This is a genomic window from Streptomyces sp. NPDC002144 (assembly GCF_053593695.1).
The window spans coordinates 67,694-87,291 of record NZ_JBSFDB010000022.1 but is presented as its reverse complement, the minus strand read 5'-3'; the positions used below and the strand labels follow the sequence as shown (position 1 = coordinate 87,291).

General features: G+C 73.0%; 15 protein-coding genes and 2 pseudogenes. 9 read left to right on the top strand and 8 right to left on the bottom strand.

What is annotated here, in order from left to right:
- Positions 1-50: 50 nt before the first annotated feature.
- Together ACWCQ1_RS29735 and ACWCQ1_RS29730 are read left to right on the top strand one after the other, a co-directional pair.
- Complete coding sequence (locus ACWCQ1_RS29735; protein ID WP_358603704.1) at positions 51-1,214, top strand: exonuclease SbcCD subunit D; 1,164 nt, start codon at positions 51-53, stop codon at positions 1,212-1,214.
- Positions 1,211-4,219 carry an AAA family ATPase gene (locus ACWCQ1_RS29730; protein WP_451027768.1) on the top strand — a complete coding sequence of 1,003 codons (3,009 nt, stop codon included), beginning with the start codon at positions 1,211-1,213 and terminating at the stop codon, positions 4,217-4,219. Before ACWCQ1_RS29735 ends, ACWCQ1_RS29730 begins: the two co-directional genes overlap by 4 nt.
- Here ACWCQ1_RS29730 and ACWCQ1_RS29725 read toward each other — a convergent pair.
- Positions 4,213-4,659, bottom strand: coding sequence for an Lrp/AsnC family transcriptional regulator (locus tag ACWCQ1_RS29725; RefSeq protein WP_133047557.1), 447 nt, complete (start codon positions 4,657-4,659; stop codon positions 4,213-4,215). The genes ACWCQ1_RS29730 and ACWCQ1_RS29725 overlap by 7 nt on opposite strands.
- 93 nt (positions 4,660-4,752) lie before the next feature.
- On the opposite strand from ACWCQ1_RS29725, the pseudogene ACWCQ1_RS29720 reads away from it, so the two are divergent.
- From ACWCQ1_RS29720 to ACWCQ1_RS29710, 3 genes and pseudogenes are all read left to right on the top strand, one after another.
- A pseudogene (locus tag ACWCQ1_RS29720) lies at positions 4,753-5,205 on the top strand (rhodanese-like domain-containing protein); the annotation flags it as partial.
- 379 nt (positions 5,206-5,584) lie between these two features.
- Complete coding sequence (locus ACWCQ1_RS29715) at positions 5,585-6,103, top strand: immunity 21 family protein (protein ID WP_451027767.1); 519 nt, start codon at positions 5,585-5,587, stop codon at positions 6,101-6,103.
- Between the two features lie 58 nt (positions 6,104-6,161).
- Positions 6,162-7,007 carry an SDR family oxidoreductase gene (locus tag ACWCQ1_RS29710; RefSeq protein WP_133047560.1) on the top strand — a complete coding sequence of 282 codons (846 nt, stop codon included), beginning with the start codon at positions 6,162-6,164 and terminating at the stop codon, positions 7,005-7,007.
- Here ACWCQ1_RS29710 and ACWCQ1_RS29705 read toward each other — a convergent pair whose 3' ends face one another.
- Together ACWCQ1_RS29705 and ACWCQ1_RS29700 are read right to left on the bottom strand one after the other, a co-directional pair.
- Positions 7,008-8,699: a DUF885 domain-containing protein gene (locus ACWCQ1_RS29705; protein ID WP_451027766.1), complete on the bottom strand. Its 1,692-nt coding sequence runs from the start codon at positions 8,697-8,699 to the stop codon at positions 7,008-7,010.
- Positions 8,700-8,731: 32 nt separating this feature from the next.
- Positions 8,732-9,223, bottom strand: a complete 492-nt coding sequence (locus ACWCQ1_RS29700) for an Lrp/AsnC family transcriptional regulator (protein WP_133047562.1) — start codon at positions 9,221-9,223, stop codon at positions 8,732-8,734.
- Between the two features lie 60 nt (positions 9,224-9,283).
- On the opposite strand from ACWCQ1_RS29700, the gene ACWCQ1_RS29695 reads away from it, so the two are divergent.
- A complete protein-coding gene (locus ACWCQ1_RS29695; protein ID WP_451027765.1) occupies positions 9,284-10,525 on the top strand; it encodes a trans-sulfuration enzyme family protein in 1,242 nt (413 codons plus the stop codon).
- Here ACWCQ1_RS29695 and ACWCQ1_RS29690 read toward each other — a convergent pair.
- The 3 genes from ACWCQ1_RS29690 to pdxR all read right to left on the bottom strand — a co-directional run bounded on the left by ACWCQ1_RS29690 (position 10,503) and on the right by pdxR (position 15,040).
- Positions 10,503-11,747, bottom strand: coding sequence for a GNAT family N-acetyltransferase (locus tag ACWCQ1_RS29690; RefSeq protein WP_451027764.1), 1,245 nt, complete (start codon positions 11,745-11,747; stop codon positions 10,503-10,505). The two genes, ACWCQ1_RS29695 and ACWCQ1_RS29690, sit on opposite strands and share 23 nt — an antisense overlap.
- 157 nt (positions 11,748-11,904) lie before the next feature.
- Positions 11,905-13,488, bottom strand: a complete 1,584-nt coding sequence (locus tag ACWCQ1_RS29685) for an alkaline phosphatase D family protein (RefSeq protein WP_358603726.1) — start codon at positions 13,486-13,488, stop codon at positions 11,905-11,907.
- A gap of 115 nt (positions 13,489-13,603) precedes the next feature.
- The gene (gene pdxR, locus ACWCQ1_RS29680; protein WP_451027763.1) at positions 13,604-15,040 is read right to left on the bottom strand and encodes a MocR-like pyridoxine biosynthesis transcription factor PdxR; all 1,437 of its coding nucleotides are present in this window, start codon (positions 15,038-15,040) and stop codon (positions 13,604-13,606) included.
- Between pdxR and ACWCQ1_RS29675 the strand changes: the two are divergent.
- Positions 15,031-15,444: pseudogene (locus tag ACWCQ1_RS29675) on the top strand (EamA family transporter); the annotation flags it as partial. The gene pdxR and the pseudogene ACWCQ1_RS29675 sit on opposite strands and share 10 nt — an antisense overlap.
- A 525-nt stretch (positions 15,445-15,969) precedes the next feature.
- Here ACWCQ1_RS29675 and ACWCQ1_RS29670 read toward each other — a convergent pair.
- Both ACWCQ1_RS29670 and ACWCQ1_RS29665 read right to left on the bottom strand, forming a co-directional pair.
- A complete protein-coding gene (locus ACWCQ1_RS29670) occupies positions 15,970-16,800 on the bottom strand; it encodes an alpha/beta fold hydrolase (RefSeq protein WP_358603729.1) in 831 nt (276 codons plus the stop codon).
- Positions 16,801-16,924: 124 nt separating this feature from the next.
- Entirely contained in the window at positions 16,925-17,578 is a 654-nt protein-coding gene (locus ACWCQ1_RS29665) for an NADPH-dependent F420 reductase (RefSeq protein ID WP_451027762.1), read from the bottom strand.
- Positions 17,579-17,704: 126 nt separating this feature from the next.
- Here ACWCQ1_RS29665 and ACWCQ1_RS29660 point away from each other — a divergent pair, with 126 nt between their 5' ends.
- Both ACWCQ1_RS29660 and ACWCQ1_RS29655 read left to right on the top strand, forming a co-directional pair.
- Positions 17,705-18,589, top strand: coding sequence for an RNA polymerase sigma-70 factor (locus ACWCQ1_RS29660; protein ID WP_358603735.1), 885 nt, complete (start codon positions 17,705-17,707; stop codon positions 18,587-18,589).
- 148 nt (positions 18,590-18,737) lie between these two features.
- The gene (locus tag ACWCQ1_RS29655; protein WP_133047570.1) at positions 18,738-19,499 is read left to right on the top strand and encodes a GntR family transcriptional regulator; all 762 of its coding nucleotides are present in this window, start codon (positions 18,738-18,740) and stop codon (positions 19,497-19,499) included.
- The last annotated feature ends 99 nt before the right edge of the window (positions 19,500-19,598 follow it).

Here is a 19,598-nt window from a genome sequence, read left to right as displayed (position 1 = left end):
ACGGAAGTAACCACCCGTGATGTCGGACCCGGCCGTTAGTCTCGGGGATCATGAGACTGCTGCACACTTCCGACTGGCATCTCGGCCGGGCGTTCCACCGGGTGAACATGCTCGGTGCCCAGGCCGAGTTCATCGGCCACCTCGTCACGGCCGTGCGCGAGCACGCCGTGGACGCCGTGGTCGTGTCGGGAGACGTGTACGACCGCGCGGTGCCGCCGCTCGCCGCGGTCGAGCTGTTCGACGACGCCCTGCACCGCCTCGCCGACCTCGGCGTGCCGACCGTGATGATCTCCGGCAACCACGACTCGGCCCGCCGCCTCGGCGTCGGCGCCGGACTCATCGGACGCGCGGGCATCCATCTGCGCACCGAGCCCGCGGCCTGCGGAACGCCGGTGGTCTTGGCGGACGAGCACGGAGACGTGGCCTTCTACGGACTGCCCTACCTCGAACCCGCCCTGGTGAAGGAGGAGTTCGGCGTCGAGAAGGCGGGACACGAGGCGGTGCTCGCCGCCGCCATGGAGCGCGTCCGTGCCGACCTCGCCACCCGCGCGCGCGGCACGCGCTCCGTCGTCCTCGCCCACGCCTTCGTCACCGGCGGCGAGGCCAGCGACAGCGAGCGCGACATCACCGTCGGCGGGGTCGCCGCCGTACCCGCCGGCGTCTTCGACGGCGTCGACTACACGGCCCTCGGCCATCTGCACGGCTGCCAGACCATCACCGAGCGTGTCCGTTACTCCGGCTCCCCGCTGGCGTACTCCTTCTCGGAGGCCGACCACCGCAAGACGATGTGGCTCGTCGACCTCGACGCCCACGGCGCCGTCACCGCCGAGCGCGTCGACTGCCCGGTGCCGCGCCCGCTGGCCCGCGTCCGCGGCCGGCTGGAGGATCTGCTCGCCGACCCGGACCTCACCCGGCACGAGGACGCCTGGGTCGAGGCCGCCCTGACCGACGCGGTCCGCCCCGCCGACCCCATGGCCCGGCTCACCGAGCGCTTCCCGCACACCCTGAGCCTCGTCTTCGAACCCGAGCGGGCGCCGGACGACCCCGACGTCTCCTACGCCCGGCGCCTCGCCGGCCGCAGCGACCAGGAGATCGCCGAGGACTTCGTCGCCCATGTGCGCGGCGCCGGACCCGACGAGCGCGAACAGGCCGTGCTGCGGGACGCCTTCGACGCGGTGCGCGCCGACGAGGCCGTGCGGGAGGTGGCACGGTGAGGCTGCACCGGCTGGACATCACGGCCTTCGGCCCCTTCGGGGCCGCTCAGTCCGTCGACTTCGACGAACTGTCGGCCGCCGGCCTGTTCCTGCTGCACGGCCCGACCGGGGCCGGCAAGACGTCGGTTCTGGACGCCGTTTGCTACGCCCTCTACGGGACGGTCCCGGGAGCCCGCCAGAGCGGTCAGGGCCTGACCCTGCGCAGTGATCACGCGGCGAGGGCCACCCGCACCGAGGTCACCCTCGAACTGACCGTCGCCGGACGCCGGTTGGAGGTCACTCGGCAGCCGCCCTGGGAGCGGCCCAAGAAGCGCGGCTCCGGCACGACGCTGGAGAAGGCCCAGAGCTGGCTGCGCGAGTACGACACCACGACGGCCGCCTGGAAGGACCTGAGTCGTTCCCACCAGGAGATCGGCGAGGAGATCACCCAGCTGCTCGGTATGAGCCGCGAGCAGTTCTGCCAGGTCGTGCTGTTGCCCCAGGGTGACTTCGCCCGCTTCCTGCGGGCCGACGCCGAGGCGCGCGGCAAGCTGCTCGGCCGCCTCTTCGACACCCACCGCTTCGCCGAGGTGGAGAAGCGTCTCGCCGAGCGCCGGCGTGCCGCGGAGGCCCGGGTGCGTGAGGGCGACGCCGAACTGCTGGCGGACGCCCACCGCATGCAGCAGGCCGCGGGCGGTGCGATGGAGCTGCCCGAACTGACGCCGGGGGAGCCGGGGCTGGCGGAAGCCGTCATCGCGGCCGCCGCCGTCGCCCGCAGCACCGCCCGCGAACAGCTGACGATCGCCCACCTCCGCCTCACCTCCGTGGAGTCGGCCCACGCGGCAGCCGAGCGGGTGCTGGACGACGCACGCGAACTGGACCGGCTGCAGCGGCGGTTCACCGAGGCACGCGAGCGTGCCGCGCGGCTGGAGGAGCGCGCCGACGCCCACCGGGAGGCCCAGGCGCGCATGGAACGCTCCCGCAAGGCAGAGGCGGTGGCACCGGCGCTGGACCTCCGGGAGGCCACGGACGCCGAGCACCGCAGGGCGGCGGAGGCGGAGGCACGCGCGCGTGCGCTGCTGCGGAACAGCCTGGAGCCGGCGGAAGGACTCACCGACGCCGGTGCCGTCGGTCTCGCCGCCGCCGCTCGCCGTGCCGCCGAGGAGCTGGGTGGTCTGGAGTCCGCGCGACGGGCCGAACAGCGGCTGGCCGAACTGCTGAAGGAGCGGGAGGGGCTGGAGCGGCAGGAGCGGGCCGACGAGGACGTCCTGCAGGAGGCCGAGGCGTGGCTCGCCGGGTGGGACCAGACGCGCACGGCACTCCAGGGCGGTGTCGAGTCCGCGCGGGAGACCGCCACCCGGGCCGAACAGCTCGCGGTGCAGCGGGAGCCCGCCCGCAGACGCCTCGCCGCCGCCCGGCAGCGCGACCAGCTCGGCCGGGACGTCGACGACGCCCAGCGTCAGCTCCTGGCCGCCACGGAGTCCGCGCAGAAGGCGCGCGCCGAATGGCTCGACGTGAAGGAACAGCGGCTGAACGGCATCGCCGCCGAGCTGGCCGCTCAGCTCACGGACGGCGAACCCTGCGCGGTCTGCGGCGCCGTCGAACACCCCGCGCCCGCCCGCAAGGATGCCGGGCACGTCGGCCGGGAGACCGAGGAGCGCGCCCTCGCCGCCTACCAGCACGCCGACGATCAGCGCACCGAGGCCGAGCGGCGCCTGGGTGTCGTACAGCGTGCTTTGGCCGCCGCCCAGGGAGAGGCCGGCGACACACCCACCGAGCAACTGGCTCTCCAGGCAGATGAGTTGGAGCGGAAGTACACGGAGGCCCGCGCCGGAGCCTCCGCGCTGTCCGGCGCCCACGAACAGCTGCGGCAGGCCGAGCAGGAACGCGACCGGCGTGTCTCCGCCCAGCAGGAGGCCGCCGTACGCGCCGCCTCCCGGGTCGCCCGACGGGATGCCCTGGACCAGGAACGGGCCGCCCTGGAAGCGGAGTTGACGCAGGCCCGGGGTGCCGCCGGGAGCGTCGCCGCCCGCGCCGCCCAGCTCGAACGCCGGGCCGTCCTGCTCACCGACGCCGCCGACACCGCCCGCGCCGCCGAGGACACCGCCCAAAGGCTCAAGGACGCGGACGCCCGGCTCGCCGACGCCGCCTTCCGGGCCGGCTTCGAGACCCCGCAGGCGGCGGCCGCCGCGCTCCTCGACGACCGCGCCCACCGCGAGCTGCAACGCCGCCTGGACGACTGGCAGTCCGAGGAGGCCGCCGTACGCGCCGTCCTCGCCGAGGCCGACACCGCGGCCGCCGCCCAGCAGCCGCCCGCCGACCTCGCCTCGGCGGAACGGGCCGCCGCCGAGGCGGGCCGCCGGGTCCGCGAGGCCGCCTCCGCGCGCGACGCGGCGGCCCGCCGCTGCACCGAACTCGACCGCCTCTCGGCTCGCTCGGCCGCGGGGCTGCGCCGGCTCGCCCCGCTGCGGGAGGAGTACGACCGGGTGGCCCGTCTCGCCTCCCTCACCGCCGGCACCTCCGCGGAGAACGACCGCAAGATGCGCCTGGAGTCGTATGTGCTGGCGGCCCGCCTGGAACAGGTCGCCGCCGCGGCGACCGTGCGGCTGCAGCGCATGTCGTCCGGCCGCTACACCCTCGTCCACTCCGACGACCGCACCGGACGCGGCCGCAGCGGACTCGGTCTGCACGTCGTCGACGCGTGGACCGGCCGGGAGCGGGACACCTCCACGCTGTCCGGCGGCGAGACGTTCTTCGCCTCGCTCGCCCTCGCCCTCGGCCTCGCGGACGTCGTCACGGACGAGGCCGGCGGGGTCCGCCTGGACACCCTCTTCATCGACGAGGGCTTCGGCAGCCTGGACGACCAGACCCTGGACGAGGTGCTGGACGTGCTCGACTCACTGCGCGAACGGGACCGCAGCGTCGGCATCGTCAGCCATGTCGCCGACCTGCGGCGGCGCATCCACGCCCAGTTGGAGGTGGTCAAGGGCAGATCCGGGTCGACGCTGCGGCAGCGCGGTCACTGACCGAGCGCTCGGCGTGGCAGCGGCGAGGAGTACACGACGCTCGTCGTCACCGAGCCGAGGGTGCCGATCTTCCCGGACACCTCCTCCAGGTGGCGCATCGAGCGGGCGGCGACCTTGATGACGAAGCAGTCGTCGCCGGTGACGTGGTGCGCCTCGAGGATCTCGGGCGTCACGGCGACCAGGTCGTGGAACGGTTTGTAGTTGCCGTTGGGGTACCGCAGGCGCACGAACGCCAGGATCGGCAGCCCCAGCCGCTCCGGGTCCACCACGGCCGCGTAGCCCTGGATGACACCCGCCTCCTCCAGCCGCCGTACCCGCTCGGTGACGGCGCTCGGCGACATGGAGACGGCCCGCGCCAGCTCGGCGTAGCTGGCCCGTCCCTCCCGCTGCAGGACGTCGAGGATGCGCCAGTCGGTGGCGTCCGGGGAATACGCGGTCATTCCCGATGGATAGCAGGGGAATCCCCGGCGGATCAAGGGATGCGCCGGGGAACGGCACTTCAGAGGGCGGACGTCCGCTCGTAGATTTCAGGCATGACCACCGACACCGTGAACCCCGTCCTCCGGGTCGCCCCCGTAGCTCCGGCGCAGGCCGCCGCCTACTTCCGCGCGAGCCTCGCCTTCCACGCCGACGTCTCCGACGTGGCCGCCGCGCTCGCGGCCGACGGGGGTCCCGGCTTCGTCCTCGTGGACTCCCGCTCCATCGAGTCCTGGGACCAGGGCCACATCCCCGGCGCGCTCCACCTGCCCACCGCGCTCATCCCCGAACGGGCCGAGCAACTCCTCGACAGGTCCGTGCCGGTCGTCACGTACTGCTGGGGCCCGGGCTGCAACGGCGCCACCCGCGCCGCGCTCGCCCTCGCCGAACTCGGCTACCAGGTCAAGGAGATGCTCGGCGGCTTCGAGTACTGGGCACGGGAGGGCTTCGCGTACGAGACCGGAGGGGGCTCGGTGCGCCGGGCGGCGGACCCGCTGACGGCGCCGGTGCGGGGCAGGGAGCCAGTGCCATGTGACATACCACTGCCAGTGCTATGTCACATACCATCGTCCGCGGCACAGGCACAGGCACAGGCACAGGCACAGGCACAGGCACCGGCCCCGACCGACTGCGGCTGCTGACCCCCCGACCGTCCCGGTGACCCTGACGACCGCCGTGCGTTGCCCGCGTGCGTGGCCGCTGAGAGTGCGCCGAGGGGACCGGCGTTGGTGGCCCCCCGTTCCTGGCCCCCGTGCGTGGCCGCTGCGGGTGACCCGATCGCCACCGCCGATCGTGACCGCGTGCGTGTGAGTGGCCGTTGAGGAGGCTTCGCGGACGACGAACACCGGTGATCCCCGCCCATGCCCCCGGCGTGTACGGTTCTGCGCCATGGTGCGATACGCGGATCCCGGAACGCTGGAGTGGGTCGAGTCGGGCGGCGGCCCGCTCATAGCCGTGCCGGAGACGGTGCTGCCGTTCTGGGCGGGCGCCGACGGCGAGGAGGCCGCCTCCGACTACGACCGCGCCTGCGAGGTCGACGGCGTGGTGGGACTGCTCCCGGTCGGTGACTCGGCCGCCCTCGTCCTCGGCGACGAACCGGCCTCGACCGCCTATCTGCCCGAGCACGCGGCCTTCGTGCGCTGGTGCGCAGCCAACTCCGAGGACGAACTCCTGGCCGGCGTCCCGGCCGCCCTCGCCACCGCGGACTGGAAGGACGAGGTGAGCTGGGAGGTGCCGGGCACCGTCGTCCTGTTCGATTCCGCCTGGCCCGGTCGCGAGACGGAGCGGACGGAGAGCCTGAAGGTCGCACTCGAGCCGGGCCGTTACGCGGTCCGCGCGGCCAACGTCCAGCCGGGACCCGAGACCTGGCTGGGCCTCGTACAACTGCGGCGGATCGAGAAGGGCTGACAGCGGGCGGCGGAAATCCACGTGCGGTCCGCGGGCGACGTCCGGATCATGGTGGCCCATGCCCCCACTTCCGTACCCCGCCCCCGAAGACCTGCGCCGTGACCCTCTGCCGCTGCGCGGACGCACCGCCCTGGTCACCGGCGCCAGCAGACGCGACGGCATCGGACATGCCGTCGCCCGGCGGCTGGCGGCGTACGGCGCGAGCGTCTATCTGCACCACCATGTGCCGCACGACGTGGCCATGCCCTGGGGTGCCGACCGCCCCGAGGACGTCATCGCCTCCGTGCGCTCCGCGCTCGGCGATCCCGAGGCGCGGGTCCTCGCGGGCCCCGGCGACCTCACCGACCCTGCCGCGCCCGCCGAGTTGATCGCGACGGCCGCGTCCGCGCTCGGCGGCCGGCTCGACATCCTCGTCGCCAACCACGCCCTCAGCGGCAGCGACGGCACCCTCGACACGATCGACGCCGCGATGCTGGACGCGCACTGGGCGGTCGACACCCGTTCCGTGCTGCTCCTCGTCCAGGCGTACGCCCGTCTGCGGGCTCAACTCCCGCCGCGCACACCCGGCGGACGCGTCGTGATGATGACCTCCGGGCAGGACCTCGCGGGCGGTATGCCCGGCGAGATCGCCTACGCCCTCCAGAAGGGCGCCCTCGCCTCCATCACCCGCTCCCTGTCGACGACGCTCGCCGAACACGCGATCACGGTCAACACCGTCAACCCCGGCCCCGTGGACACCGGTTACGCGACCGGCGAGGTCCACGAGGCCGTCGCCGCCCGCTTCCCCGCCGGCCGCTGGGGCATGCCCGACGACCCGGCCCGCCTCATCGCGTGGCTGGCCACGGACGAGGCGGACTGGATCACCGGCGAGGTCGTCAACTCGGAAGGGGGCTGGCGCCGTTGATCACAGACCGGCCAGCTCGTCCACCAGGTCGTCGAGGCCCAGCGAGCCCTGCGAGAGCGCTGCCATGTGCCAGGTCTTGAGGTCGAAGGCGTCGCCCTTGCGCTCGCGCGCCTTCTCCCGGCCCAGCAGCCAGGCGCGTTCGCCCAGCTTGTAGCCGATGGCCTGGCCCGGCATGGACAGGTAGCGGGTCAGCTCGCTCTCCACGAAGTCCGCGGGACGGCTGCTGTGCGATCCGAAGAACTCCTGCGCCAGCGCGGGCGTCCAGCGCTCCCCGGGGTGGAAGGGGGAGTCGCCGGGGATCGTCAGCTCCAGGTGCATGCCGATGTCGATGATCACGCGGGCGGCCCGCATCATCTGCGCGTCCAGGTAGCCGAGCCGGCGCTCCGGGTCGGTGAGGAAGCCCAGCTCGTCCATCAGCCGCTCCGCGTACAGCGCCCAGCCCTCGGCGTTGGCGCTGACCATGCCCACGCCGGCCTGGTAGCGGGAGAGGTTCTCGGCGACGTGCTTCCACTGGGCGAGCTGGAGATGGTGACCGGGCACGCCCTCGTGGTACCAGGTCGACACCAGGTCGTAGACGGGGAAGCGGGTCTGGCCCATGGTGGGCAGCCAGGTGCACCCGGGGCGCGTGAAGTCGTCCGACGGAGGCGTGTAGTACGGCGCCGCCGCGCTGCCGGGAGGGGCGATCCGGGACTCGACGCGGCGTACCCGCTCGGCCAGGTCGAAGTGGGTGCCGTCCAGCTTCTCGATCGCCTCGTCCATCAGGGACTGCAGCCAGCGCTGGACCTCGTCGACGCCCTCGATGTGCGTGCCGTGCCGGTCCAGGTGGGCGAGGGCCACCCACGGGGTCTCGGCGCCGGGCAGGATCTTCTCGGCCTCGGTCCGCATCTCGCCCAGCAGCCGGTGGTACTCGGACCAGCCGTACGCGTACGCCTCGTCGAGGTCGAGGTCGGTGCCGTTGAAGTAGCGGACCCAGCGGGCGTACCGCTCGCGGCCCACGACGTCCGGCGCGCCCTCGACCGCCGGGGCGTACACGTCCCGTACCCAGTCGCGCAGGGCGACGACGGCCTCGCCGGCCGAGCGGGCCGCCGCGTCCAGCTCGGACCGGAGCGCCTCGGGCCCCGAGGCCGCGTACTGCTCGAACCAGCCGTGCCCCGCGCCGTCCGCGTCGGCCCACTGGCCGAGCTGCTGGACGAAGGTGGCGGTGGCCCGGGGTCCGCCGTACAGCTTCTTCTCCAGCCCGAGGGCCAGGGACTCGCGGTAGCCCGCCAGCGCGGCCGGCACCGCGCGCAGCCGTTCGGCGATCGCCGCCCAGTCCTCCTGCGACTGCGCCGGCGTCACGGTGAACACCTGTCGGACCGCGTGCGCGGGGGAGCTGAGGTTGCTGACGGCGCGCAGGCCCTCCTCGGCCTCGTGCACGGCGAGCCCGGCGGTCAGCCGCTCGCGCAGCAGCCGTGCGCACCGGCGCTCGATGTCACTGTCCGCGCCGGGCAGCCGCTCCGCCTCGGTGAGCCGGAGCAGGGTCGTGCGCGACAGCTCCGCCTGGGCCTCCTCACCCGCGGGTGACAGGTCGGGCAGCCTGCTGGAACTCTCCTTCACGCCGAGGAAGGTGCCGGTGATCGGATCGAGGGCGACGAGGTCGTCGACGTAGGCGTCGGCGACCTCACGGGGCAGCGGGCTCTTGATCTCAGACATGGGCCCATCCTCGTACGACGGCCCGCCGCACGTCACCCCGATTGAGCCGACGGCGAAGGCGGGAGCAGGGGCCCGCAGTCCCACTGCTGGAAGATCAACCGCGTCTCCACGCGCGCCACTTCACGCCGTGCCGTGAACTCGTCCAGCACCAGTCGCTGCAGATCCGCCATGTCGGCGACGGCGACATGGACCAGATAGTCGTCGGGCCCGGTGAGATGGAAGACGGTGCGGGACTCCGGCAGCGCCCTGATGCGCTCCACGAACGGCCCCACCAACTCCCGCCGATGCGGCCTGACCTGCACCGACAGCAGGGCCTCCAGCCCCCGCCCCAGCTTGGCCGGGTCGAGCCGCAGCTGATGCCCGAGGATCACGCCCGCCCGCCGCAGCCGGGTCACCCGGTCCAGACACGTCGACGGCGCCACCCCGACCTGTGCGGCGAGATCGCGGTACGTGGTCCGGGCGTCGTTCTGCAACAACCGCAGCAGATGCAGGTCCACCGGATCCAGTACGACGGATTCACCCATCACCCGAACGTAGCACGGGACTCTTCCCCCACCTCCCGCCCGATGTTCACCCTTCCTCGCATGGACTCCACGAGAGCACTGGCCACCGAAGCCGTCCACGCCGGCCGCGACGACCTCGCCCGGCAGGGCCTGCACACCCCGCCCATCGACCTGTCGACCACTTACCCGTCGTACGACAGCCGTGGTGAGGCCGCCCGCATCGACGCCTTCGCCACCACCGGCGCCGAACCGGAGGGCCCGCCCGTCTACGGCCGCCTGGGCAACCCCACGGTGGCCCGCTTCGAGACCGCCCTGGCCCGTCTGGAGGGCACCGAGTCCGCGGTCGCCTTCGCCAGCGGCATGGCCGCGCTGAGCGCCGTCCTCCTCGTACGGGCGTCGATGGGCCTGCGTCACGTGGTAGCCGTACGCCCCCTCTACGGCTGCAGCGACCATCTGCTGACCGCCGGCCTGCTCGGCACCGAGGTGACCTGGACCGACCCGGCCGGCATCACGGACGCCCTGCGCCCCGACACCGGACTGGTCATGGTCGAGTCCCCGGCCAACCCGACGCTCGCCGAGGTCGACCTGCGGGCCGTTGCCCACTCCTGCGGCTCGGTCCCCCTCCTGGTCGACAACACCTTCGCCACCCCGGTCCTGCAGCGCCCCGCCGGACAGGGTGCGCGACTGGTCCTGCACAGCGCCACCAAGTACCTGGGCGGCCACGGTGACGTGCTGGCGGGCGTGGTGGCCTGCGACGAGGAGTTCGCCGGCCGCCTCCGCCAGATCCGCTTCGCCACCGGCGGCATCCTCCACCCCCTCGCGGGCTACCTCCTCCTCCGCGGCCTCGCCACCCTGCCGGTCCGCGTCCACGCGGCCTCCGCGACCGCCGCCGAACTGACCCGCCGCCTCACCGCCGACCCCCGCGTCACCCACGTCCACTACCCCCGAGTCGGCGGCGCGATGATCGCCTTCGAAACCACGGCCGACCCCCACGAGGTCATAGCCGCGGTCCGCCTGATCACCCCCGCGGTAAGTCTCGGCAGCGTGGACACCCTGATCCAACACCCGGCTTCCATCAGCCACCGCATAGTCGACGAACAGGACAGACGGCACGCAGGCGTGAGCGACCACCTCCTGCGCATGTCAGTGGGCCTGGAGGATGTGGAGGATCTATGGCTGGACTTGAATCAGGCGTTGGGCCAGCGCCCCGAAAGGGGCGCGGGGCTGTGTCGATATGCGGCTCCGCCGCGGGGCGCGACAAGCCACGACGCACCCGCAGAGGCCACCGAAGCAGAACCCCTTACGGCGCTTCGGCCCTCGTAATCACCCGTGCGTCCACATCCAGCCGAGCCGTGATCACCAAGGTCCCCTCCTCAATCTGGTAATCAAGAGGAACCCCCAACCCCCGCATGGCGGCAACCATCCCCGTATTGGACGCCTGCGTCACGGCATACACGCTCTCGCACCCCGCAGCCAACGCCATCCCCACCAGCCTGCGCAGCAACTCCGCTCCGACCCCCCGCCGCTGCCACTTGTCCTCCACCAGCAACGCGACCTCGGTCTCGTCGCCGTCCCACAACAGGTGCCCGAGCCCGACGATGCGCCCGGACGCGGTCTGCACGGCCAGCGTCCGGCCGAACCGCGGGTTCAGCAGGTGGTTCAGATAGCGGTCGGCGTCCCCGACCGGCCCGTGGTACCGCAGCCCGAGCGTCCGCGCGGAGCACCGCTCGTGCATCTCCTTCGCGGCCTCCAGATCCCGCGTGTCCGCCCGCCGTACGGTGATGTCGTTGCCCTCCGGCAGCGTCAGTACGTCGTGGCCGTGCGGCAGGCGGGGACCGAGCCGCGCGTCCAGTTCCACCAGCGCCCGCGCCCGCGCGAACTCGGTCGGGGTGAACGGCAGGTACGGCCGCTCCACGGTGATCACTCCACCCTCCGGCGCCCGCAGCCGCATCACGGTGTCCTCGAGCACGCCCTCCACCGGCACGCCCTCCGGTGCCCGCCCGCCGCCGACCGCCACGGCGGGTGTCTGCCGGATGGTGCACCGGCCCACCAACTGCCGGAGAGCCAGCGGAAGTTCGGCCGCGTCCAGGGCGGTGCGGGCGGCCAGGCCCAGCACCCGGGTCGGTGCGTCCACCAGGTCGTGGGCATCGGCCCGCTCGATCCATGTGTCCGTGCCGCCGGCCGCCGCGACCACCCGGGTGAGCTCGGACGCCTCCAGCTCGCCGGGGGCCCGCAGCAGGAACTCGTCCACCGTGCCCACGGCCAGCGGATGTGTCTGCAGGCTCAGGATGTCCACCTGCCGTCCGGCCAGTGCCGTGCACAGTGCGGCCAGCGATCCGGGTTCGTCCTTCACGGTCGTCCGCATCCGCCACAGCACACCGGCGCGGGGCCCGGCCTGCTGCTCGGGAGGCAGCGGCCGGGCGTCGGTATCGCTTGTCGGGGGTGCGTGACCGTGGCGGCGTGACCACCAACTGTGGAACACCGTGGCAAGGCCGACGAGGTTCTTCCGCTTCGCACGCGCCACATCAGATATTTCTTGACTCATACAGCCACTGTGAAGGAAACGTGTTGCGTGATCACGAACGCACTGTGACTGATGGGTAAAGCGTACTTATGTACCTTTTGGTTGAATCTTTTCCTTCGTCAGGGCCGCGCGCCGAGGGATGACGCCGGAACGCGGCCCTGGAACGAGAGTAAGGGAGTTACTGGCCGACCCGGCCCGGCTGCAGTGTCCGAGTGAACAGCACCGTGCCGTCGTACTCGCGCAGACGCACCGTCAACTCCCCGCTGTCGCCGTCGATGTCGACCTCGCCGAAGAACTGGTACCCCTGGGCGGGTGACACGTTCGAGGCGGTCGGCGCCTTGACGAACACCCGGTCGGGGCCGAACGTGCCGTCCAGCGCGTTGGCCGGGAAGGCGCCGGCGTTCAGCGGGCCCGAGACGAACTCCCAGAACGGCTCGAAGTCCTTGAACGCGGCCCGTGAGGGGTCGTAGTGCTGGGCCGAGGTGTGGTGGACGTCCGCCGTCAGCCAGACCGTGCCGGTGATCCGCCGGTGCTTGATGTACCGCAGCAGCTCGGCGATCTGCAGCTCGCGGCCGAGCGGCGCTCCCGGGTCGCCCTGCGCGACGGCCTCGAAGTTCGGCTTGCCCTCGACCGGGTCGGGTACGACGAGGCCGAGCGGCATGTCGTTGGCGATGACCTTCCACACCGCGCGGGACTTCGCCAGCTCGCGCTTGAGCCACTCCAGCTGCTCACGGCCGAGGATGCCGACCGGGTCGGTGGTCTGGTTGTCGGGCGAGTTGGCGTTGCGGTAGGTGCGCATGTCGAGCACGAACACGTCCAGCAGCGGACCGTGGCCGACCTTGCGGTAGATCCGGCCGTCCGGGCGGCCGCTGATCGTGGAGATGGGGAAGTACTCGGAGAACGCCTGCCGCGAGCGCACGGCCAGGTCGTCGAGCTTCGTGCCGGCCGGGTAGGGGGTGCCGGTGCCGATGACCTCGCCCGGGTACCAGTTGTTGCGGACCTCGTGGTCGTCCCACTGGATGATGTTGGGCACCTGGGCGTTGAACCGGCGCAGGGCCGCGTCCAGCAGGTTGTAGCGGAAGTTGCCCCGGTAGTCGGCGAGGGTGGTCGCGACGTGCGACTTCTCCTCGGTGGTGACGTTCCGGTAGACGGTGCCGTCGGGCAGCGCCTGCGTGGCCGAGATGACGCCGTCGGCGTAGATGTTGTCGCCGCTGCACAGGAAGAAGTCCGGGTCGACCTTGGCCATGGCGTCGAAGATGCGGTAGCCGCCGATGGACTCGTTGATGCCCCAGCCCTGGCCCGCGAGGTCGCCGGACCACACGAACCTGACGCCCTTGCGGCGCTTGACGGGTGCGGTCCGGAAGGTGCCGGTGACGGGTTCGCCGGTGCGGCGCGGGTCGTCGGGGTCGGCGAGCAGTACCCGGTAGTGGATCTGCTCGCCCGCAGGGAGCCCGTGCAGCCGGGTCGTGCCGGTGAAGTCCGAGCCCTCGCCCAGCAGCGGACCGTGCCATCGGCGCGGGTTGCGGAACGACTCGGTCGCGGACGTCTCGACGATCATCCGCGCGGGTCGGTCGGAACGCACCCAGACCAGCCCGGAGTCGGTGGTCACGTCTCCCGCCTGCACACCCCAGCTCGCCTTCGGCCGCCCCGACAGGGCGAACGCCGGCGCCGCGCCGAGGGCGGTGGGCAGGGTCAGGGCCGCCGACGCGGCGAGCGAGCCGCGCAGCACGCTGCGGCGGGCGGGGAACGGACGGTGCGACATGGATGCGCCTCCAGGGACGGGATCCGGCCAGTGTTGCGGTCCCACACCTACTGGGGCGCCGCAGCGCACACGCAAACCACAAGTGAACAACTGACCGCCGGGGCGCGGGAATCGACTACTCGGCCATCAATCGCACGCCCGCTCGGATCCGCGCGGGGGACAGATGGGCGTATCCCAGGACGAGTCGCACGACCTCGTCGTCGTCCCGCCGGGCAAGCGCGTGCGTGTAGTCCGTCAGCGGCCGTACGGCGACACCGGCTTCGGCCACGCGCGCGAGGAAGCGTTCCTCGGGGCCGTAGCGGGGCGGGAGCGCCGCGATGACGTGCAGTCCGGCGGCGATGCCCGTCACCTCCGATCCCGGGAGGTGCTCCGCCAGCGCGGCGACGAGCGCGTCCCGCCGCTCGCGGTAGGCGCGCTGGCAGCGGCGCAGCTGGCGGTCGTAGTCGCCGCGCTCCACGAACCGGGCGAACAGCGCCTGGTCCAGGGTGGGATGGCCGAGGTCCATGGTGCGCTTGCGCTCGACGACCTCGTCGGCCAGCGACTCCGGCACGAGCAGCCAGCCGAGCCGCAGCCCCGGGGCGAGCGACTTGCTGACCGACCCCGTGTAGGCCACCCGCTCCGGATCGAGGCCCTGCAGGGCGCCGACGGGGGCGCGGTCGTAGCGGAAGTCGCCGTCGTAGTCGTCCTCCAGCACGAGTCCGTCCACCGAGCGTGCCCAGTCGAGCAGTTCGGCCCGGCGGCGCGCCGAGTAGGCGATGCCGGTGGGGAACTGGTGCGAGGGGGTCGTCACCACGGCCCGCAGGTCCGACTCGCGCAGCGCACCGACGCGGAGCCCTTCGTCGTCCAGGGGAACGGGCACGGTGGTGACGCCGGCCGCGGTGTACAGGGCGTCGTGCTGGGGGCTTCCGGGGTTCTCGACGCCCACCGTGCGCAGCCCGCGCGCGTGGAGCGCGAATCCGAGCAGTGTCGTCGCCTGCGCCACTCCGGAGACGACCACGATCCGCTCCGGGTCCGCCACCACGCCCCGGCGGCGCGCGAGCAGTTCCGCCAGCGCCGTACGCAGTCGGGGCAGCCCGCGCGGATCGGGATAGCCGAGATCCTGGTGGGGCAGCTCGGCCAGCACACCGCGCTGCGCCGCGGCCCAGGCCGCGCGCGGGAACAGCGACAGATCCGGTGTGCCGGGCACGAAGTCGGCCTCCGTGCCGGGCGACCGGGGCGCGAGGTCACGCGCGCGTGGCCGGGCCGCCCGTACCGCGCCGCTCACCCAGGTGCCGGCACCCCGGCCGCTGCGCAGGTACCCCTCCGCCGTCAACTGCTCGTACGCCTCGGTGACCAGCCCCCGTGACACCCCGAGGTCGGTGGCGAGGTCCCGGCTCGACGGCAACCGCGTCCCGGGCGCCAGCCGTCCCGACCGCACGGCCTCGCGCAGCGCCGCCTGCAGGGAACGGCCACGCGCGCGTGCCGGGGCGGAGGCGGCCGGCAGCAGCAGCTCCCAGGCGGGGGAGACGGCGGACTCCGCCGTGCCGTCCGGATTGGTCCCCGATGGCCTCATGGAAGTGGACCTTAAACCAGACCGCCCCGCTCCCTAGCGTCACCACCATGAACGCCACCACCGCCCGCGGAGCCCTCCTCGCCGCCCTCGCCTGTGTGCTCGTCGGCGGCTCCTTCACCGCCAACAGCGTCCTCGGCCACTACCCGTACGCGGGCGGGCAGTTCCTGCGCTACGGGGCGGCCTGTCTGCTCCTCGTCCCGCTGGCCGGCGCCGACGCGGCAAGGCGGCTGCGGACGCTGACCGCCCGCCAGTGGGTGCGGCTCGCGGCCCTCGCCGCCATCGGCATGGTCGGCTTCAACCTCGCTGTCATCGCCGCCGAACGCAGCGCGGAACCCGCGGTCCCCGGCGTCCTCGTGGGCTGCGCGCCGGTGATCGTCGCCGTCCTGGTGCCGCTCCTGTCGGGACGGCGGCCCCGGCGCCGGGTGCTGTACGGGGCGTCGCTGGTCGCCCTCGGCGCCTTCACCGTCCAGGGATGGGGCCGTACGGACGCGGCCGGGCTCGCCTTCTCGGGCTGCGCGCTCGCCGGCGAGGTCGGATTCGCGGTCCTGGCCGTGCCCGTGCTGCAGGTGCTGGGACCCAGGCTGCTGTCGGCCACCGTGTGCGGGCTCGCCGCGGCCGAGTCGGCGGTGGTCGGACTCCTGCTGCACGGCACGGCGTGGCTGCGCGGGCCCGACGGCGCCGAGGCCGCCGCGCTGGTGTGGCAGGCGGCGGTCGTCACCGTCGTCGGCTTCGTGTGCTGGTACATGGGCATGCAGCGCATCGGCGTCGAGCGCGCCACGCTGTTCTCCGGCCTGATCCCGGTCGCCGCCGCCTGCACCGCCCCGCTCGTCGGAACGGGCGCCTACGGGCCCGCCCAGGCCGTCGGCAGCGCTCTCGTGGGCGCCGGAGTCGCCCTCGGGTCCGGGGCGTTGACCCGGGGGCGGCCGGGGTCAGCGGCTGCCGTCGAGGAGGACGCGGGCGACCAGCGCCGGATCGTCGTTCATCGGGCAGTGCCCGCAGCCGGGCAGCCGCACCAGCCGCGCCTTGGGGATGATCTGCTTGGCGCGCACGCCCTGGCGGCGCACGAGGAGCATGTCCCTCGTGCCCCAGGCGACCGTGACGGGAATCGTGGGGATGTCGTCCCTGAACAGGACGGTGGCACCGGACCTGAGCGTGGCGTCGAACCCGGTGGCTCCGGCCAGCGCGAGCGTCTCGGCGACCACGGCCTCCGGTGAACGGCGGCCGGGGCGGGCGTAGATGGTGCTGGTCAGCATCGTGCGGCCGGCCGCCGACCGGGACAGCCGCTCGACCAGCGGCAGCGGCAGACGTTGCGCGATACGGCGCATCGCGAGCAGGACCCCGAAGGCGTACCGCCGCTCGGCCTCCGACCAGAAACCGGCGGGGGAGAGGGTGGTGACGGACCGTACGAGCCGCTCGCGGCCGAGTTCCAGGGCGAGCAGGCCGCCGAGCGAGTTGCCCGCCACATGGGGCCGGTCCAGCTCCAGCGCCTCGCAGAACGCGCCGAACACGGCCGTGGTGGTCGGGAGGTCGTAGTCCAGCCCCTCCGGCAGCCCCGGGGAGGCGCCGAAGCCGGGCAGGTCGACGGCGATCACGTCGCGCTCGGTGGCCAGGATGTCCACCACCGGGTCCCAGGCCTGCCGGTGGTGACCGATGCCGTGCAGCAGGAGCAGCGGCGCACCGCGGCCCACGCGCGTGTAGGCGACGGTCACGGGCTGCGGGCCGCGTGGGGAAGGGACCTTGAAGGAGACGGTGGCGGACATGGGTGCTCCTCGACTGGGGCTCGCTCGGTGCTCGCTGACGGACGCGCTGTAGACAGCTTGTCAGCAATTGCTACCGACGGGTAGCCCCTCGTGGGGTCGTCCACCGGGACTCGAACGCTCCCGCTCAATGTCCCCTGCGCACCTCCAGGTTGAAGTCGGCGTGTCCCGTGTGCCGGAACAGGTCGAGCCACAGCGGCAGGAACATCTCCACGCCGCGTGCCGAGCGGATGCCGCCCAGGTCGAGCACCCGGTGCGCCGGCCACCCGAACTCGCCGAGCATGCCGGTCACCCGCTCCTTGGCGCCCGCGTCGTCCCCGCACACGAAGACCTGGTGCTCACCGGGCACCAGCGAGGGCTCCACCATCACCTTGCAGTTGACCGTGTTCAGCGACTTCACCACGCGTGCGTGCGGGAACGCCCGCTGGATCTGCTCGCCCACGCTGTCCGACCCCACGGGGTCGAGGCGCACCTGCCCGTCCTCGAACGCCAGCGGGTTCGTCACGTCGACGACGACCTTGCCGTCCAGGTTCTCCGTCCCGGCCGCCTCCAGCGCGGCGAGCGCCACCCGTCCGCCCACGGCGACCACGACCACCTCGGCCGACGAGGCCGCCTCCGCGAACGTGCCGGCCCGCGCGCCCGCACCGGCGCCCCGCGCCCACTCCAGGGCGGCCGGATTGTCCTTCGTACGGGACCCCAGCGTCACCTCGTGGCCGAGCTCCGCCAGCTTGCCGCCGAGCGTCCGGCCCACGTCGCCCGTGCCCAGAACCGCGTACCGCATGGCCACCTCCGTCCGTCCGGACCGCCGACCGCCTCGGCGGCTCGCGGCCAATTCTGCTCCGGGATCTCCCCCGGGACACACGTATTTCCGCTGGACATGTCCGCACGCGTCGCATGGGATGGGGCCGTGACGACCGACACCGCGACCGATGTCTTCGAAGAGCACCGGCCCGTCCTGCTGGGCGTCGCCTACCGCATGCTCGGCCGGGTGGCCGACGCGGAGGACGTGGTCCAGGAGGCATGGCTGCGCTGGTCCGGCGCGGACCGCGGCGAGGTGCGCGAGCCGCGCGCGTACCTGGTGCGGATCACCACCCGCCTGGCCATCGACCGGCTCCGCCAGGTCAAGGCGCGGGGCGAGACGTACGTCGGCCCGTGGCTGCCCGAGCCGTACGTGACCGACTTCGGGGCCACCGTCCCGGACACCGCCGAGCGGGCCGTGCTCGCCGACTCCGTCTCCCTGGCCGTCCTGGTCGTCCTGGAGTCGCTGTCCCCGCTGGAGCGCGCCGTCTTCGTCCTCAGGGAGGCGTTCGGCTACCCCTACGCCGACATCGCGGCCATGCTCGACCGCGGTGAACCGGCGGTCCGGCAGCTCGCCGGGCGGGCCCGCAAGCACGTGGAGGAACGGCGACCCCGCTACGAGGTCGATCCGGAGCGGCGCCGGGAGCTCACCGAGCGGTTCCTCGCCGCCGCCGGGGAGGGTGACCTGGACGGGCTCATGGCCCTGCTCGCGCCCGACGTACGGCTGGTGGGCGACAGCGGCGGGAAGGCGCGGGCGCCGCTGCGGGTGCTGGAGAGCGCGGACAAGGTGGGCCGCTTCCTTGTCGGCGCCGCGGCGAAGGGCGTACCGGACCCGTCGTTCCGCATCATGGAGATCAACGGCGGTCCCGCGATCGTGGCGCTGTCCGCCGGCAAGCCCGACAGCGTCTTCCAGCTCGACGTCTTCGAGGGCCGTGTCCAAGCGGTGTACATCATGCGCAACCCCGACAAGTTGCAGTCGCTGCCCCTCGATTAGGTAACCGCTCTCTATCCGGGTCCTATGGGATCGAGGATTGGTCTTGACCAAGGGTTTGGGCCGCCCTATGGTCGCAGAGAAGTGCAACAACCTTTAATAAACAAGGGCGCTAAAACGCCGCCGGACCACGGCGATTGCGGAGGACAGGGTGGGGACCACGCAGCTGGAATCGGTGCCGGAACCGAAATACTGGCATCTCAAGACCGTGCTCAGTGAGGCACTGGACTCCGAGTTCACCGTCGGTGAGATCCTGCCGAACGAGCGCGACCTGGCCGCCCGCTTCGGCGTCGCCCGCGCGACGCTCCGCCAGGCCCTGGAGCAGCTCGAACTGGAGGGCAGGCTGCAGCGCCGCCGCGGGGTCGGTACGACCGTCGCCCCGCCGCGGGTGGGCGTCGCCGTGGGCACGGAGCAGCACGCCTGGCCGGGGGCCGCCGGTGACGTCTGGCAGGCCGTCGACTGCGCCCTGGCCGCAGCGCCGGCCGCCATCGCCGCCGCGCTGGAGACCGGGCCGGAGGAGGCCGTGCACACGGTGCGCCGCTCCCGGGTCTCGCACGGCCAGCCCGTCGCCGCCGAGCTGCTCTACGTCCCCGCCTCCTCGGTGCCGGACCTCTCCGCCATAGACGCCCCGTCCGGACCGGCACGCGCGCGTGCGGTGCTGCGTGAGCTGCAGCGGCTGGAGCTGGAGGGGCAGGAGAGCTCGGTCGAGCTGGGCTCCGCGCGCGCGGACGACGCGAAGGAGCTGGACCGGCTGCCGGGGGCGCCCGTCCTGGTCGTCACCACCCGCTACCTCGCGGCGGGCCGCATCGCCGCGTACTCCGTCGCCACGTACCGCGCCGACACCTGCCGGCTGACGTTCGGTGACTCGGGCAACGTGGAGATCCACCAGGATCCCGAACGCCAGGCGTCCTGACCCCACCCCGCTGACACACGCCGTGCGCCCCGCAACTACGCCAGGGCGCACGGCGTTTCCGCGTCGGGCGGGGGGCGTGGGGCATCGGCTCGGGTTCGT

Coding starts and splice junctions, on each gene's coding strand:
- ACWCQ1_RS29735 (WP_358603704.1), top strand. CDS start 51: ATGAGACTGCTGCACACTTCCGACTGGCATCTCGGCCGGGCGTTCCAC.
- ACWCQ1_RS29725 (WP_133047557.1), bottom strand. CDS start 4,659: ATGACCGCGTATTCCCCGGACGCCACCGACTGGCGCATCCTCGACGTC.
- ACWCQ1_RS29715 (WP_451027767.1), top strand. CDS start 5,585: ATGGTGCGATACGCGGATCCCGGAACGCTGGAGTGGGTCGAGTCGGGC.
- ACWCQ1_RS29710 (WP_133047560.1), top strand. CDS start 6,162: ATGCCCCCACTTCCGTACCCCGCCCCCGAAGACCTGCGCCGTGACCCT.
- ACWCQ1_RS29705 (WP_451027766.1), bottom strand. CDS start 8,699: ATGTCTGAGATCAAGAGCCCGCTGCCCCGTGAGGTCGCCGACGCCTAC.
- ACWCQ1_RS29700 (WP_133047562.1), bottom strand. CDS start 9,223: ATGGGTGAATCCGTCGTACTGGATCCGGTGGACCTGCATCTGCTGCGG.
- ACWCQ1_RS29695 (WP_451027765.1), top strand. CDS start 9,284: ATGGACTCCACGAGAGCACTGGCCACCGAAGCCGTCCACGCCGGCCGC.
- ACWCQ1_RS29690 (WP_451027764.1), bottom strand. CDS start 11,747: ATGAGTCAAGAAATATCTGATGTGGCGCGTGCGAAGCGGAAGAACCTC.
- ACWCQ1_RS29685 (WP_358603726.1), bottom strand. CDS start 13,488: ATGTCGCACCGTCCGTTCCCCGCCCGCCGCAGCGTGCTGCGCGGCTCG.
- pdxR (WP_451027763.1), bottom strand. CDS start 15,040: ATGAGGCCATCGGGGACCAATCCGGACGGCACGGCGGAGTCCGCCGTC.
- ACWCQ1_RS29670 (WP_358603729.1), bottom strand. CDS start 16,800: ATGTCCGCCACCGTCTCCTTCAAGGTCCCTTCCCCACGCGGCCCGCAG.
- ACWCQ1_RS29665 (WP_451027762.1), bottom strand. CDS start 17,578: ATGCGGTACGCGGTTCTGGGCACGGGCGACGTGGGCCGGACGCTCGGC.